This is a genomic window from Idiomarina aquatica (assembly GCF_004362895.1).
In the GTDB taxonomy this organism is placed as follows: domain Bacteria; phylum Pseudomonadota; class Gammaproteobacteria; order Enterobacterales; family Alteromonadaceae; genus Idiomarina.
This window is the reverse complement of the sequence record NZ_SNXI01000008.1, coordinates 25,907-41,591: the sequence shown is the minus strand read 5'-3', so window position 1 is coordinate 41,591 and position 15,685 is coordinate 25,907. Positions and strand designations below refer to the sequence as shown.

Sequence of the window (15,685 nt, the reverse complement as noted above, 5' to 3'; positions counted from 1 at the left end):
TGGTTTTTAACTTGACAGTGGGAACTTTAACTACCTAGACTGTAACATTGTGGGGATTTGTGGATAATAGTGGATCGTAATGATCAGGTGAGGATCATGTTCCGAGGGGCTACAACGATCAGTCTGGACAGCAAAGGCCGCTTAGCGATACCTGCTAAGTATCGAAATGCCTTGTCTATCGACTGCGAAGGTAAAATGGTATGCACGATTGATATTAAGCAACCGTGCCTATTGTTGTATCCGTTACCGGAATGGCAAATCATCGAGAAAAAGTTGACGCAATTATCCAGTATGAACCCAGCAGAACGCCGGCTACAACGGCTTTTGCTCGGCCATGCAGACGACTGTGAAATGGATAAAAATGGTCGCCTGTTACTCTCTGCACCACTTCGCCAGCATGCAGGACTAGATAAAAAATTAATGCTGGTTGGGCAATTAAACAAATTTGAGATTTGGGACGAGGCCGCGTGGCACGACCAAATCGCGCAGGATATGGATGTCGAGCGCGACGGCGAATTTATCTTGAATGAGCGCTTGGAAGATTTTTCATTATAATGACAACAACGACACCGCAACATGTTTCGGTGCTACTGGAAGAATCCATCGCTGCACTAGTGATTGATCCACAAGGCACCTATATTGACGCCACGTTCGGACGCGGTGGCCACACCCGTGCGTTGTTACAAAAACTAGGCGAAAGCGGACGTGTTATTGCACTTGATCAAGATCCTCAAGCGATAGCCGCCGCTGAACAAATAGATGATCCGCGGTTTAGCATTATTCACACGCCATTCTCCCGGTTAGCAGATGTCATAACTCAGCACCAGCTTGAGCATCAAGTGACAGGCATTTTGTTTGATTTAGGGGTGTCGTCACCACAGCTCGACGATGCCGAACGCGGTTTTAGCTTTATGCGTGACGGGCCACTGGATATGCGCATGGATACCAGTCGCGGAGAAACCGCAGCTGAGTGGCTGAATAAAGCGAGCTTCGACGACATTGTTTATGTCTTGAAAGTGTATGGGGAAGAGCGCTTTGCGCGTAAAATCGCCCGCGCTGTTGTTCACGACCGTGACCAGGAGCCTTTTACCCGAACCAAACAGCTGGCCGACCTAATCGGCCGCGTGGCACCGAACAAAGAGCGTCATAAACACCCGGCAACGCGTTCATTCCAGGCTATTCGGATTCATATTAATCGCGAACTAGAACAAATTGAACAAGCGCTTGATGCATCGCTGCGGGCGTTAAAAGAAGATGGCCGGCTAGTAGTGATAAGTTTTCATAGTCTTGAAGATCGCATTGTGAAGCGCTTTATGCGTCATCATAGTCAGGGCAAACAGGTTCCGGCAGGGTTACCCCTGACAGAGGCTGAATTAAATAAAGATCGCTCACTGCAATTAGTCGGTAAAGCAATCAAGCCAAGCGAAGCTGAACTTCAGCATAACCCGCGAGCACGCAGTTCGGTGTTGCGTATAGCGAGGAGACTAGCTCATGGCTAAGCAACGCTATCCAGCCTTACCGGTTATGCTATTGCAAGATTTGCGGCGCTATAAATATGTGATCGCATTAATGTTGTTGGTTATTGCAACCGCATTGACGGTCATTTATATCGCACATCAAAATCGTCAGTTAACGTCTGCCCGGGATCAATTACTATCTCAGCGAGATTTGCTTGACCGTGAATGGCGTCATTTAGTGATCGAACAGAATGCGTTGACTGAACACAGCCGTGTAGAACGTATTGCGCAAGAACAGCTGGGTATGGTTGAAGTTACGCCGGAACGCGAAGTGGTGGTACCATGGCAATGACACCGCGGCGCAAACCAGCGGTTAAACGTAACCGCAAAAATACCAAGCCTGTTGGCACCCAATGGCGCTTTTATGTGGCTGTCGGCGTGTTGTTTTCTGTTTTCAGCGTACTGATAGCGCGAGCGGCCTATATCCAGGTTATTAGCCCTGAACGTTACTCGATGCAGGGCGATATGCGCTCACTGAGATCAGCCAGCCTTAGTGTTCAGCGCGGTATGATCGTCGACCGCAATGGTCGTGAACTGGCCGTCAGTGTGCCGGTTGAGACAGTCTGGGCTGATCCGCAGCGTATTGCTGAACATAATGCGCTTGCTGATACCAGTCGCTGGCAAGCATTGGCAGAAACTTTCCGTATGAACCGTGATGAGCTTATCGGAAAAGTCTCCGATCCTGAGCGGCGTTTTGTTTACCTGCAACGTAAGGTTACTCCCAGCGAGGCTGAATACGTTCGCGACTTAAACATCCCCGGCGTGTACTTGAAAACCGAATCACGCCGTTATTATCCTACCGGCGAAATTAGTGCTCACTTACTGGGTATCACTAACATAGACGGGCAGGGTCAGGAAGGCCTTGAACTACTTTATGACGAACATTTAACCGGTACGCCCGGTAAACGAGTTTATCGCAAGGATGCGCAAGGACGGGTTATTGAGGAGATCAGCCAGACTGAAGCCCAACAACCTAAACAATTAACCTTAAGTATCGATCAACGAATTCAGGCTACTGCTTACACCGAGTTGAAAAAAGCCGTGCGCTACAATCAGGCAACCTCGGGTAGTGCGGTGGTCATCGATGTCGATACCGGCGAAATTCTGGCCATGGTTAATAGCCCGTCCTTTAATCCTAACAATCGCGCGGATTTGCAAAGCTTTAAAATGCGAAACCGGGTGATTACCGATAGCTATGAGCCGGGCTCCACTGTTAAACCACTGGTGGTCTTGAGTGCGCTCGAAAACGGCCTTTATAAGGCCGGCGATAGCATCGATACCAGCCCGGGTTGGCTGAGAATTGGCGGTCGCCGCGTCAGTGACCCACGCAACTATGGGGAGTTAAGTCTGGGCGGTATTTTAGAGCATTCCTCGAATGTCGGTGTCACTAATATTGCGCTGGAACTTGGCGTCGATAAATTACTACAGACATATTTTGACGTCGGCTTTGGCAACGATACCGGGGTGTCATTGCTGGGCGAGAGTATGGGGCTATTTGGTAATCGTCGTCGCTGGTCAGATTTTGAATTGGCGACCTTGTCCTACGGTTACGGTTTGTCGACCACCACGCTACAACTGGCGCGCGCCTATACTACTATCGCCAGCGGCGGAATGTTGCGTCCGTTAACGATTTTCCGACAAGAGTCACCGCTTCCGGCCGAACAAGTATTTAGCCCGGATAACACTCGCGCTGTTTTACGAATGATGGAGCGCGTTGTCAGCGACGGTACGGCAAAAGAGGCTAAGGTGCCCGGCTATCGTATTGCTGGTAAAACGGGCACTACCCGGAAAATTCGAGCCGCAGGCGGTTACGGCGACGAATATGTTGCTTTATTTGCCGGTGTAGCGCCGGCATCGAACCCGGAAGTAGTAGTGGTTGTGACCATTAATGAGCCGGGTACCGATGATTATTATGGTGGTACGGCGGCAGCGCCGGTTTTTTCGGAAATTGTCGGCCAAACCATGCGCTTATTAAATGTTCCCCCCGATAACTTGCACAACGAGCCAATGAAGGCCGCCAGCATGGGAGGGTCGGCGCCATGATGTTGAGCCAACTACTAGCAATGATTCACAAGCCACTGCCGCAAGTCGCCGTCAGTGGTATTAAATTAGATAGCCGACAAGTCGCCAATGGCGATTTGTTTGTTGCGGTACCCGGCTATTTATCTGACGGCCGTGACTTTATTCAACAGGCGATCGAAAGCGGCGCTGCCGCCGTGTTGGCAGAGGCAGAATCGGTTGCGATAGCATACCAACACAACGTACCGGTGATAAGAATGCCGGCCGTTAAAGAACAACTATCGACAATTGCAGGGCGCTTTTTTAAGCACCCCTCGCAGCGAGCAAGGGTTATTGGGGTAACAGGAACTAATGGTAAAACATCAGTGACCCACCTGGTTGCGCAGCTAGCCAAACTTATTGGTTACGAGGCAGCCGTTATAGGAACCACCGGCAGTGGCTTAATTGGCCATTTATTGCCGGAAAAGCACACCACGCCTGATGCTGTTACCGTGCAGCAACGGCTGGCGACTCTGGTTGCTGAAGGTGCCCAGTGGATTGCCATGGAGGTATCTTCGCATGCGTTGGTGCAGCGTCGGGTAGAGGCACTGACCTTTAGTGCGGTAGCGGCTACCAACATTAGCCGTGACCACCTCGATTATCATGGCACCATGGATAATTATGTGCGCGCTAAATATCGTTTGTTTACCGATTTTGATTCGCACCGGCAAGTACTTAATGTTGACGATGTGATGTTGCAGCAATGGCGTGACGATAATCCGAAAGCTATTGCAACCAGCCTTTTTAAAACGCCAGAGGGGACCTCGCTAGTCGCAACTAATATTCGTTACCATGCCGATGGTACCGCATTTGACGCCGTTTACACACGCGCCGATGGTGAACAGGAAACGGCGGCAGTGCACTCGCCATTACTGGGCCAATTCAATGTTTATAACTTACTGACGGCGCTGGCGGTTGGCGTTAGCCAGGGCGAGGCATTAACAAAACTTGCTGACGCCTGTAGTCAGCTGCAGCCGGTACCAGGCCGAATGGAAGCCTTTCAAAACAGTCAGTCTGCATTAATTGTTGTCGACTATGCCCACACGCCGGATGCTCTGCAACAAGTACTGCAAGCTCTGCGTAAGCACTGTCGCGGAAAGTTGTGGTGCGTATTCGGTTGTGGCGGCGACCGCGATCGTGGCAAGCGACCACAAATGGGTCAGATTGCAGTGGAATATGCGGATGAGGTTGTGGTTACAGATGATAACCCTCGAACAGAACCTCCAGAACAAATTATTGCCGACATTCTAGCCGGTACCGGAAACCAAAAACGAACCCGTGTTTTACGCGGCAGACGCGAAGCTGTGTTAGACACGATTGCGCGCGCCGGCAGCGACGATGTGGTCTTATTGGCGGGCAAAGGGCATGAAGACTATCAAGTTATCGGTGACGAACAGGTTGACTATAACGAGCGTGCCATAGTAGCAGACTGGCTGCGGGGGGATTGCGCATGATCAATGTAAGCTTGCAGTGGATTGCAGAAAAAATTGATGCCCGGATTATTGGTACTGATAACGCGGTATCGATAGTTGTTGATACGGTCAGCACTGACACCCGAAAGTCGCTCCAGGGTGCGTTGTTTATTGCCTTGCGCGGGCATAACTTTGATGCACATGAATTTATTCAACAAGCTGCGGCTCAGGGGGCTAGGGCAATTATTTGTGAAAAGCCCGCCGACGTTGATGTGCCGCAGCTAATTGTGGAAGACAGCCGCTACGCACTGGGGCAGTTGGGTGCCGCCGTTAAAGCCGAAGTCGGGCCTAAAACAGTTGCTATCACTGGTAGTAACGGTAAAACAACGGTTAAAGAGATGCTCGCTTCGATTTTGTCGCAGCGCCACTCAGTGTTGGCAACTCAGGGTAATTTTAACAATGACATCGGGGTGCCATTAACGTTATTGCGTTTAACCCCCGAACATGAGTATGCCGTTATCGAACTCGGTGCGAATCATCCCGGTGAGATTGCTTACACCACGGCGCTGACCAAACCCGATGTGGCGATATTGAATAACGTGAGTGCAGCCCACGTTGAAGGATTTGGCTCAATACAGGGTGTTGCAAGAGCAAAAACCGAGATATTCCGGGGCTTGCCGGAAGATGGTTTGGCAATAACAACAATACACTCTGAATTTTTGCCGTGTTGGCAACGCAATCGGGAAGGCAAGCGTTGGCATACGTTTGGACTGGATAACAATGCTGATGTTTATGCGACCGATGTGAAGCTGGACGACGAAGGCTGTGCATCGTTTAGTTTAAATCTATTTGAACACCACACCTCCATTAGCTTGCAGTTAAGCGGCCGGCACAATGTGCTTAATGCCCTTGCTGCAAGTGCAGCAGCCTATGAACTAGGAGTTAGTTTAGTGGATATCATCAACGGGCTTGAAGCCGTTCAACCCGTTGCCGGTCGTTTGACCACCAGTAAGTTAAGCGAGCGGGTGCGCTTGATTGATGACACCTACAACGCCAGTGTTGCATCAACTAAGGCCGCACTTGACTTACTCGGCGGCTATAAGGGTTACCGCATCATGGTGTTGGGTGATATGGGGGAACTGGGTCCTGATTCGCGTGCTTATCACGAGGAAATCGGTGACCACGCGCTGCAATGCGACATTGATAACTTATACACCTTAGGCGTGCTGAGTCAGAGTGCAAGTGAGGTCTTTAACGGTAAGGGCGGGCGTCATTTCTCGTCAGTCGATGAGTTGGTGGCAGCGATTTTACAGAACATTACACAACAGCATAGCGACCGAGTGGTCACAGTGTTGGTTAAAGGGTCGCGTTCGGCTCAAATGGAACGCGTAGTAAACGCGTTAAAACAACAAATAACCTTATCCGCAGCGGAGGACCAACACGCATGTTAGTTTGGCTGGCTGAATACCTGACGCAATTCGAGAGCGCGTTTAACGTGTTTTCGTACCTGACTTTGCGAGCCATATTAAGCGTGTTAACAGCCCTAGTGCTGTCATTGTGGTTGGGGCCGTGGATGATTGCCCGTTTACAACGTCTGCAGATAGGACAAACGGTACGTGATGATGGCCCGCAGAGCCATTTAAGTAAGACCGGTACACCAACCATGGGTGGGGTACTCATTTTAGTTGCGATTGTGGGTTCAAGCTTATTGTGGGCTGATCTCGACAACCGTTACGTGTGGGTCGTTCTGTTTGTGGTTATGGGTTTCGGACTGATTGGTTTTGTTGATGATTATCGAAAAGTCGTTCGTAAAGACCCTAAAGGCCTAATTGCGAAGTGGAAGTACTTCTGGCAGTCGGTTATTGCCAGTGTCGCCATTGTCTACCTTTACTGGTCCAGTTCGATGGCTGCAGAAACCGCCTTGTTAGTGCCATTTTTTAAAGACGTAGCACCACAGCTGGGGCTGATGTATTTGCTGTTAGGTTACTTCGTAATTGTCGGTACCAGTAACGCAGTTAATTTAACCGATGGCCTGGATGGCCTCGCCATTATGCCGACTATCATGGTTGCTGGCGCGTTGGGCATATTTGCATACGCGTCGGGTAATATTAATTTTGCCGATTATTTGCAAATCCCTCACTTGCCTTTATCCGGCGAGTTGTTGGTGGTGTGTGCAGCGATCGTCGGTGCGGGCTTGGGCTTTTTGTGGTTCAACACCTATCCGGCGATGGTTTTTATGGGTGATGTGGGCTCGCTATCGCTGGGCGCAACCTTGGGCGTTGTGGCCATATTAGTCCGGCAGGAACTGGTGTTGTTTATCATGGGCGGTGTTTTTGTTATGGAAACCGTTTCGGTCATGTTGCAGGTCGGTTCATACAAGTTGCGTGGTAAGCGCATTTTCAGAATGGCACCCATACACCATCACTACGAATTAAAAGGCTGGCCTGAACCCCGGGTAATCGTGCGGTTTTGGATTTTATCATTGATTTTTGTACTGATTGGCTTAGCAACACTCAAACTGAGATAGCAATAAGGAACTCATAATGGCAGCGGCTAGCGGGCAACAACTCCCGCCTCGGATAGACTGGCAACAGATAGAGCAAGTAACCGTGCTGGGCTTAGGTAAGTCCGGTTGCTCGGTATTGCGTTTTTTATTGCGCCAGTTCAGCGGCCGTATCGAAGCAGGACAATTACAGGTAAATGTTTTTGATTCACGCGCCGACGCACCGGGTAAAGACGAAGCTATACAGTTACTTGGCAACGAGCAGGTCATCTGTGGTCCATGGGGACTTGAAGATACGCTGGCTGCTGATGTCATCGTGCTGAGTCCGGGCATCGATGCCCGCGATGAATCATTAGAGCTGGCGCGACAAGCGGGTGTTCGGGTTGTGGGTGATATTGAATTATTCGCACAGCAGGTTGATAAACCCGTCATCGCCATTACCGGTTCTAATGGCAAATCAACGGTTACCCGAATGGTTGAATTTATCGCCCAACAAGAGGGTATTAAGGCTATTGCTGCAGGCAATATCGGGTTGCCGGCGCTTGATGCGCTGGAGCAAGGCGCTGATCTTTATGTGCTGGAGCTTTCAAGTTTTCAGCTGGAAACGGTTGAAACCTTAGCTCCCATAGCGGCAACGGTGCTTAACCTGAGCCCTGACCATTTAGACCGGTATGGCGACATGCAGGATTACGCTGCCGCAAAATTACGTATATACCAGCGCGCAGCGCAGCATGTCATTAATCGCCAACAACCTGACTGCCAGCCGGTAAATGCCGCTAGCGGCTGTGTTCAGCGATTTTTTGGTGCAGACGCAGCAGCACAAGATTTTGGTTTGGTTCAGCATCAGCAAGAAACCTGGATAACCCATAACGGACGCTTGCTGCTGGGTGCGCATCAACTTGGTGTGCAGGGCATTCATAATTTGCTCAATGCACAGGCTGCCATTGCGTTAGCCATGGCCGCTGATATTGAGCCGAACGCAGCAGCTCGCCATTTAACCCGATTTAACGGGCTCGCGCACCGTTGTCAGTTAGTCAAAGAACGTGACGGCGTTAAGTGGGTTAATGATTCTAAAGCGACCAATATGGGCGCTACCGAAGCCGCGATTGAAGGCATGCGGCCCATCGTGCACGGTAAGTTAATTGTTATTGCCGGCGGGGTTGGTAAAGGCGCTGACTTTACTGAGTTAACCACAGCCCTTAGCAAGGTTGATGTATTACTAACGATTGGCGAGGACGGACCTAAAATTGGTCGCTTGTTTAATGGCTCTCGTCAACTTAATGACCTGAGCGCAGCGGTAAGGCTGGCCAGTTCGTTAGCTGAAAGCGGTGATATGGTGCTGCTATCACCTGCGTGCGCTAGCTTTGATCAATTTGCCAACTTTGAACAGCGCGGTGAGCAGTTTGCGCAACTGGTGGAGGCCTGTTATGAGCAAAGCGCATGAGCAGCAGCTCGACCTTAACATGGCTGCCGCTGCGGGTCGTAACCCCTTACTGGCTTTGCGGGACTGGCTATGGCCGGGCTATTCCAGCAGCCTCTACGACCGGGTGTTACTAACGTTAGCCATCACCATGCTGCTATTCGGCTTCGTGATGGTTGCGTCGGCTTCACTCCCTACGGCCGAAAAGTTAACCGGTAATCCGTTCCATTTTGCCATACGCCATACGGTTTATGTCGTTGCCGGACTAATTACGTTGCTACTGACACTTGCGGTGCCGATGCAAACCTGGCAACAACATAGCGGCAAGCTGTTGCTGGTGGGTCTGGCGCTGCTGGTGTTAGTACTGGTGGCGGGACATTCGGTCAACGGTGCCCAGCGTTGGATAAAAGTGGGCCCGATCACGATACAAGTGGCGGAGCTGGCCAAGCTGTTTTTCTATATCTATATGGCGAGTTATTTAGCGCGTCGCGAAGAAGAGATCCGCGAAGCATTAAAAGGCTTTATTAAGCCGCTGGCGTTGCTGTTCATTGCTGCTGTGCTGCTGTTGATGCAACCTGACTTTGGTACTGTCGCAGTGATGTCGGCGACCACTATCGCGATGCTGTTTTTAGCCGGTGCCAAACTATGGCAGTTCTTTGGTGTATTCATTACGTTTATGCTGGCATTGATTCTGCTCATTATTGTCGAGCCCTACCGGATGCAGCGAATGCTGACATTCCTGGAGCCTGAGAAAGACCCATTTGGCGCAGGTTATCAATTAATGCAGTCGCTTATTGCCTTTGGCCAGGGGCAGTTTAGTGGTCTGGGGCTGGGCAATAGTATTCAAAAACTGCAGTACCTGCCCGAAGCGCATACCGATTTTATTATGTCAGTAGTTGCCGAAGAGCTTGGCTTTATTGGTGTTGTTGCTGTAATTAGCCTGGTGCTTATGCTGGTTAGTCGCGCGTTAGTCATCGGTCGCCGTTGCCTGGCTATAGAACAGCGGTACGGGGGCTATCTGGCGTACGGTATTGGGGTTTGGTTTAGTTTGCAGGCATTTGTCAATATTGGTGTTGCCTCCGGCGCTTTACCTACCAAGGGCTTAACCTTGCCGTTGATTAGTTACGGTGGCACTAGCTTGGTGGTGTCAGCGATGGCGGTAGGGATTCTGCTGCGTATTGATCACGAACGTCGTATGTCAGGGCGCAAAGTAACGCCGCGTGGAGGTGCTGAATGAAGCGCATCGTGATCGCGGCAGCAGGCACTGGCGGGCATGTGTTCCCGGCATTGGCGGTAGCGAAAAAGTTGATTGCTGAGGGCTGGCAGGTGGACTGGGTGGGTACCCGCGAAGCCAGACTGGAAGCGAAAGTGGTGCCGGCCAACGGTATTGCTTTACATCAGGTTAGTATGACCGGCGTGCGCGGTCATGGAGCCAAGCGCTTGCTTAAAGCTCCGTGGACGTTGCTGTCGGCCGTGCGTCAGTGCCGGGCATTGTTAAAGCAATTACAACCCGACGTGGTATTGACCTTTGGTGGCTATGTTTGTGCGCCAATGGGTATGGCCGCGCGCTGGGCCGGTGTGCCGCTGTTGGTACACGAGCAAAATGCGGTAGCGGGCATGACAACGCGGCTATTAGCGCCCATTGCGTCGCTAGTAATGCTGGGTTTGCCGCTTGCTAAAAAACCGTTAAAGCAGGCACAGCTGGTTGGTAATCCGCTGCGCGAAGAGATTGAACGGTTGGCCTTGCAAGCAGCAGAAAATAATAGCGAAACGGCAGAAAAACTGTCGATTCTTGTGGTCGGCGGAAGTTTGGGCGCCAAGGTCTTAAATGACGTACTGCCCCAAGCTACAGCAAAACTGGCCATGCCCGTTAACGTGGTACACCAGTGTGGTGAAGGGAATAGTCCTGCAGTGCGGGAGGGGTACGCTAGCCGGGCCGGGAATCAGCAACATAGCCTTTCGGTTAGCGACTTTATCGACGACATGGCAAGCGCATATTGCAACGCGGATTTGGTCATTTGCCGGGCCGGAGCACTGACTGTATCAGAGCTTGCAGCATTAGCTAAGCCGGCAATCTTTGTGCCGCTACCACATGCAGTTGATGACCATCAAACAGCTAACGCACGCGTGTTAGTGGACGCTGGAGCTGCACTTTTGCTGCCACAAGCCGAACTAACTGCAGAGCAACTTGCAAAGCAGCTGCAAAGTTTATTGCAAGACCCTGACCAACTGTGGAAAATGGCGCGCTTCGCGCGTCAGTGTGCAAGTCCGCAGGCGGCACTTAATGTGGCGCAAAAATGTATTGATAGCGCTCGGAACCGAGCAGCGTAGCAGGTGAAATAAAATGACAGTAACAGCACAACAGCAACCTTTTACCATAGTGAACGTGCCGGAAATGCGCCGGGTTAAACGTATTCACTTTATTGGTATTGGTGGGGCCGGTATGGCCGGTATTGCTGAGGTGTTATTAAATCAAGGCTACCGCATCTCGGGCTCTGATATTGCCACCAACGCCAATACCGAGCGGTTGCAATCGCTGGGAGCCAATGTGGTCATTGGCCATAGCCATCACAATATTGAAGAGGCCAGTGTGGTGGTAGTGTCCAGCGCGATTAACCCCAACAATGAGGAGCTGCAGGCGGCTAAAGAGCAGCGCTTACCGATTGTGCGTCGCGCCGAGATGCTAGCTGAATTGATGCGCTTTCGACACGGTATTGCAGTTGCCGGTACTCACGGTAAAACGACCACTACGTCGCTGTTAGCAAGCGTTTTTGCCGAAGCTGAGCTTGATCCAACCTTTGTCATCGGTGGCTTGTTGAACTCTGCCGGCGCTAATGCGCGGCTGGGTAATAGTAAATACCTGATTGCCGAAGCAGACGAAAGCGATGCCTCATTTTTGCATCTGCAACCCATGGTGGCAGTGGTAACCAATATCGAAGCAGACCATATGGACACCTACGAAGGTGACTTTAGCAAACTGCTGGATACCTACGTTGAATTCTTACATAACCTGCCTTTTTACGGGCTGGCCGTTATGTGTACTGATGATCCGGTGGTGGCCGAACTGATACCACGCATTGGTCGCCAGGCGATCACTTATGGCTTTAACGAACAAGCGGATGTAAGGGCGGTAGATTATCAACAGTCAGGCGGCCAAAGCCGCTTTACGGTATTGCGTGATGGCCACGAACCATTAGCTGTAGTGCTTAATTTGCCGGGGCGCCACAACGTTTTGAATGCGCTGGCTGCTGTTGCCGTAGCGACTGACGAGGGTGTACCTGATACGGCGTTGCAGCGCGCACTGGATAAGTTTGAAGGGATAGGCCGTCGATTTCAGCATTATGGACAATTTGTTGTGCCGCAATGGCCGGCTGAGAAAAAAGCACGCGGTAGTGTCATGTTAGTCGATGATTACGGCCATCATCCGTCGGAAGTGGAGGCTACGATAAAAGCAGCTCGTGAGGGCTGGCCGGACAAACGCTTAGTGATGGCATTTCAGCCGCACCGTTATTCGCGTACACGTGATCTGTATGAAGATTTCGTTAACGTACTGTCACAGGTGGATTCACTGTTATTGCTGGAAGTTTATAGCGCCGGAGAGGCAGCTGTGACCGGTGCCGACAGCCGCTCGTTGAGTCGTAGTATTCGTCAGCGCGGGCAGGTTGAACCGGTTTATGTGAGCTCGCCCGATGAACTGGTTAACGTTATTGGCGATATGCTCGAGCCTAATGACCTGCTGTTAACTCAGGGGGCTGGCAATATTGGTGCACTGGCCAAGCGTCTGGCGTTTGATGTACTGGAACAGGAGCGGCGCTGATGGCTAAGGGCTTTGGTAAAGTAGCAGTGCTGATGGGCGGCAGTTCAGCCGAACGAGCGGTGTCGTTAAAATCCGGTGCTGCAGTATTGGCGGCATTAACAGAGCGCGGTATCGATGCCAGCGCCTTTGACCCCGCTGAGCAGCCGGTGCAGCAATTGATTGAACAGGGCTTTGAGCGGGTGTTTATCGCCTTGCATGGTCGCGGTGGTGAAGATGGCAGTATGCAAGGTGCATTACAAACGCTGGGATTGCCTTATACCGGGAGCGGTATTCTTGGCTGTGCACTGGCCATGGACAAAGTTCGAACGAAGCAAATTTGGCAGGCGATGGGACTGCCGGTTGCCGCCAGCATTAGCGTTGAGCCCCAGCATACCGATATTGATTGTGCCCAGACTCTTCATCAATTGGGCGGACGGGTGATTGTTAAGCCTGCGAACGAAGGTTCGTCGATTGGCATGAGCGTGGCGAACAATGCTGAGCAACTGGCGCAAGCGCTGTCACAAGCATTCAACTATGACCAGCAGGTGTTGATTGAGCGTTGGATTGTGGGCAAAGAATATACCGTTGGACTATTAGGTGCAGAGGCACTGCCAGTGATTCGGCTACAGACACCGCATGAGTTTTACGATTTTGATGCTAAGTACCAAGCGACCGATACTCAGTACCACTGCCCGGCGGGTTTAAATGATAGTGACGAACAGCAGTTACAAACGCTGGCAGTACAAGCATTCGATGCCTTGGGGTGTCATGGCTGGGGTCGTATTGACGCCATGCGCGATGAGCAGGGCCAATGGTATTTGCTAGAGGCTAATGCCGTGCCGGGTATGACCGAAAAGAGTCTGGTTCCGATGGCGGCACAAGCCCGGGGCATGGATTTTCCAGCACTGGTTGAGGCGATTTTGGCGCAGACGCTGGAGGCCTGATGTCCGTCAAGGTCAATCGACGTGCATTACCGAGTTGGAATTTTTGGCTCGGTTTATTGACCTGCATAGTGACATTGGTCGCCTTTGGGCTGGGATTGGCGAAATTGATTACGGTGCTTAAGGATGAGCAACAGGTACCCTTGGCACGTTTAAACGTGCAGGGAGAATTGCAGCAGTTAAGTGAGCACGAAGTACGTGCGGCATTGACTCGACAACCGCTGGGCAGCTTTTTTACCGCGGATGTTAATGCCTTGCGGCAGCGGGTAGAACAGTTGCCCTGGGTAGCTAAAGCGTCGTTGCGTAAAGTTTGGCCGGACCGGCTTTCGGTATATATCACCGAGCGAGAACCGCTGGCCTATTGGAATAATGACCGTTTGGTAACGGCATCGGGCGATGTGTTTAAAGCAGCTCTGGACAGCGACAAACTGGCGCAACCATTGCCTCGCTTGTTCGGTCCGGAAACCGCGGTAGAAACGACGCTGGAACAGTTTAACCGAGTGCAGCAGATGCTAGAGGTTAATGGCATGTCGGTGACAGCGATGCGCCTGACCGAACGTTTTGCAGTGAGTGTGGTGCTTGGTAATGGTATCGAGTTAAAACTTGGACGTGAGGCAACGTTAGAACGAATTAAACGCTTTATTGATTTGCTACCGCAAATCGAAGCGCATAAAAACAGTGAACAAAACGCGTTAGCAACGGTTGATTTGCGGTACGATACCGGCGCGGCAGTGAGTTGGCGCAAACAAGAGCAAAAAGAGAGCTAAATCAATATGTCGAAAGCAACAGAACGTCAAATGGTAGTAGGGCTGGATATCGGAACCAGTAAGGTTACCGCGCTCATCGGCGAACTGCTGCCGGATGATGAAATTAGCGTGGTCGGGGTAGGCGTGACGACGGCCCGGGGTATGGATAAAGGCGGGGTTAATGACCTTAACTTAGTGGTGCAGTCTATCCAGCGCGCAGTTGACGAAGCGGAACTGATGGCAGACTGCCGTGTTGCCTCGGTATTTTTAAATATCTCCGGGCGCCATATTTCCTGCCAGAACGAAAGTGGCATGGTGCCAATTAACGAAGCCGAAGTAACTCAGGATGACGTTGATAATGTTATCCATGCTGCACAGTCGGTACCGATTGCTAAAGAGCGGCGCATATTACATGTGTTACCACAAGAATATGTTATCGACTCGCAGGAAAGTATTCGTAGCCCCATTGGCATGTCAGGGGTGCGCATGGAGTCGAAAGTTCACATCATTACGTGTGCCAACGATATGGCAAAAAATATTACCAAAGCAGTTGAGCGTTGTGGACTGCAGGTAGACAAACTGATTTTTTCGGCATTGGCGTCGAGTATCTCGGTGTTAACCGATGATGAGAAAGACCTTGGCGTGGCACTGGTGGATCTGGGCGGCGGAACCATTGATATTTGTATTTATGCCGGCGGCGTGTTGCGACACACAGCGGTTATCCCGGCTGCGGGTAATCAGGTCACCAGTGATATTGCTAAAATTTTCCGCACACCAACCAATCACGCGGAACAGATTAAAACACAGCATGCCTGCGCGTTGCGGCAAATGGTCAGTATGGAAGATACCATCGAAGTACCATCGGTAGGCGGCCGACCGGCACGCATGATGTCACGCCACACACTGGCGGAGGTGGTTGAACCACGCTACCAGGAGTTATTTGAACTGGTGCGCGACGAAATCGTACAGAGCGGCTTAGACGAGCAAATTGCTGCCGGCGTGGTGATTACCGGTGGTAGCGCCAAAATGCAGGGTTGTGTCGAGTTTGCAGAAGAAATTTTTCAGATGCCGGTGCGCATCGGTAAGCCACTTAATGTTAAGGGCTTAAAAGATTATGTAGAGGATCCGGTTTATGCGACCGCGGTTGGCCTGTTACGCTATGGGCAGGAGAGTACGACGGCGGTGCAAAAGGAAAGCAGTAAAACTGACGTGATCGGTCTTTGGCAAAAAGTCCAAAGCTGGTTTAAAGGTGAGTTTTAACGCTGGGGTAGCACAATAAGAAAAGCAGGTAG

At 51.2% G+C, this 15,685-nt stretch carries 14 protein-coding genes; all 14 read left to right on the top strand.

All coding sequences use genetic code 11. From position 1 onward, the window contains the following. The first annotated feature begins 96 nt into the window (after window positions 1–96). Genes mraZ through ftsA form a run of 14 tightly spaced genes read left to right on the top strand, consistent with a single transcriptional unit; the run spans window position 97 to window position 15,653 of the window. Window positions 97–555, top strand: coding sequence for a division/cell wall cluster transcriptional repressor MraZ (gene mraZ / locus DEU29_RS07565; RefSeq protein WP_133539720.1), 459 nt, complete (start codon window positions 97–99; stop codon window positions 553–555). Beyond that, the gene (rsmH, locus tag DEU29_RS07560) at window positions 555–1,499 is read left to right on the top strand and encodes a 16S rRNA (cytosine(1402)-N(4))-methyltransferase RsmH (RefSeq protein WP_133539718.1); all 945 of its coding nucleotides are present in this window, start codon (window positions 555–557) and stop codon (window positions 1,497–1,499) included. The genes mraZ and rsmH overlap by 1 nt, the downstream gene beginning before the upstream one ends. Continuing rightward, the gene (gene ftsL, locus DEU29_RS07555) at window positions 1,492–1,809 is read left to right on the top strand and encodes a cell division protein FtsL (protein ID WP_133539716.1); all 318 of its coding nucleotides are present in this window, start codon (window positions 1,492–1,494) and stop codon (window positions 1,807–1,809) included. The genes rsmH and ftsL overlap by 8 nt, the downstream gene beginning before the upstream one ends. Then, window positions 1,800–3,560 (top strand): peptidoglycan D,D-transpeptidase FtsI family protein, encoded by a 1,761-nt coding sequence (locus tag DEU29_RS07550; protein WP_432206876.1) that lies wholly within the window; start codon window positions 1,800–1,802, stop codon window positions 3,558–3,560. Before ftsL ends, DEU29_RS07550 begins: the two co-directional genes overlap by 10 nt. Continuing rightward, complete coding sequence (gene murE, locus DEU29_RS07545; protein WP_133539714.1) at window positions 3,557–5,029, top strand: UDP-N-acetylmuramoyl-L-alanyl-D-glutamate--2,6-diaminopimelate ligase; 1,473 nt, start codon at window positions 3,557–3,559, stop codon at window positions 5,027–5,029. The genes DEU29_RS07550 and murE overlap by 4 nt, the downstream gene beginning before the upstream one ends. Then, window positions 5,026–6,438, top strand: coding sequence for a UDP-N-acetylmuramoyl-tripeptide--D-alanyl-D-alanine ligase (locus tag DEU29_RS07540; protein ID WP_133539712.1), 1,413 nt, complete (start codon window positions 5,026–5,028; stop codon window positions 6,436–6,438). Before murE ends, DEU29_RS07540 begins: the two co-directional genes overlap by 4 nt. Further along, entirely contained in the window at window positions 6,432–7,514 is a 1,083-nt protein-coding gene (gene mraY, locus DEU29_RS07535) for a phospho-N-acetylmuramoyl-pentapeptide-transferase (RefSeq protein WP_133539710.1), read from the top strand. Before DEU29_RS07540 ends, mraY begins: the two co-directional genes overlap by 7 nt. Window positions 7,515–7,530: 16 nt before the next feature. Beyond that, window positions 7,531–8,934 carry a UDP-N-acetylmuramoyl-L-alanine--D-glutamate ligase gene (gene murD, locus DEU29_RS07530; protein WP_133539708.1) on the top strand — a complete coding sequence of 468 codons (1,404 nt, stop codon included), beginning with the start codon at window positions 7,531–7,533 and terminating at the stop codon, window positions 8,932–8,934. Continuing rightward, entirely contained in the window at window positions 8,918–10,147 is a 1,230-nt protein-coding gene (ftsW, locus tag DEU29_RS07525) for a putative lipid II flippase FtsW (protein ID WP_133539706.1), read from the top strand. The genes murD and ftsW overlap by 17 nt, the downstream gene beginning before the upstream one ends. Next, window positions 10,144–11,241, top strand: coding sequence for an undecaprenyldiphospho-muramoylpentapeptide beta-N-acetylglucosaminyltransferase (gene murG / locus DEU29_RS07520; protein ID WP_133539704.1), 1,098 nt, complete (start codon window positions 10,144–10,146; stop codon window positions 11,239–11,241). Before ftsW ends, murG begins: the two co-directional genes overlap by 4 nt. Before the next feature lie 13 nt (window positions 11,242–11,254). Then, window positions 11,255–12,727 (top strand): UDP-N-acetylmuramate--L-alanine ligase, encoded by a 1,473-nt coding sequence (gene murC, locus DEU29_RS07515; protein ID WP_133539702.1) that lies wholly within the window; start codon window positions 11,255–11,257, stop codon window positions 12,725–12,727. Continuing rightward, a complete protein-coding gene (locus tag DEU29_RS07510) occupies window positions 12,724–13,650 on the top strand; it encodes a D-alanine--D-alanine ligase (protein WP_133539701.1) in 927 nt (308 codons plus the stop codon). Before murC ends, DEU29_RS07510 begins: the two co-directional genes overlap by 4 nt. Then, window positions 13,650–14,414 carry a cell division protein FtsQ/DivIB gene (locus DEU29_RS07505; protein ID WP_133539699.1) on the top strand — a complete coding sequence of 255 codons (765 nt, stop codon included), beginning with the start codon at window positions 13,650–13,652 and terminating at the stop codon, window positions 14,412–14,414. The genes DEU29_RS07510 and DEU29_RS07505 overlap by 1 nt, the downstream gene beginning before the upstream one ends. Window positions 14,415–14,420: 6 nt before the next feature. Beyond that, window positions 14,421–15,653 (top strand): cell division protein FtsA, encoded by a 1,233-nt coding sequence (gene ftsA / locus DEU29_RS07500; RefSeq protein ID WP_133539697.1) that lies wholly within the window; start codon window positions 14,421–14,423, stop codon window positions 15,651–15,653. Window positions 15,654–15,685 lie beyond the last annotated feature (32 nt).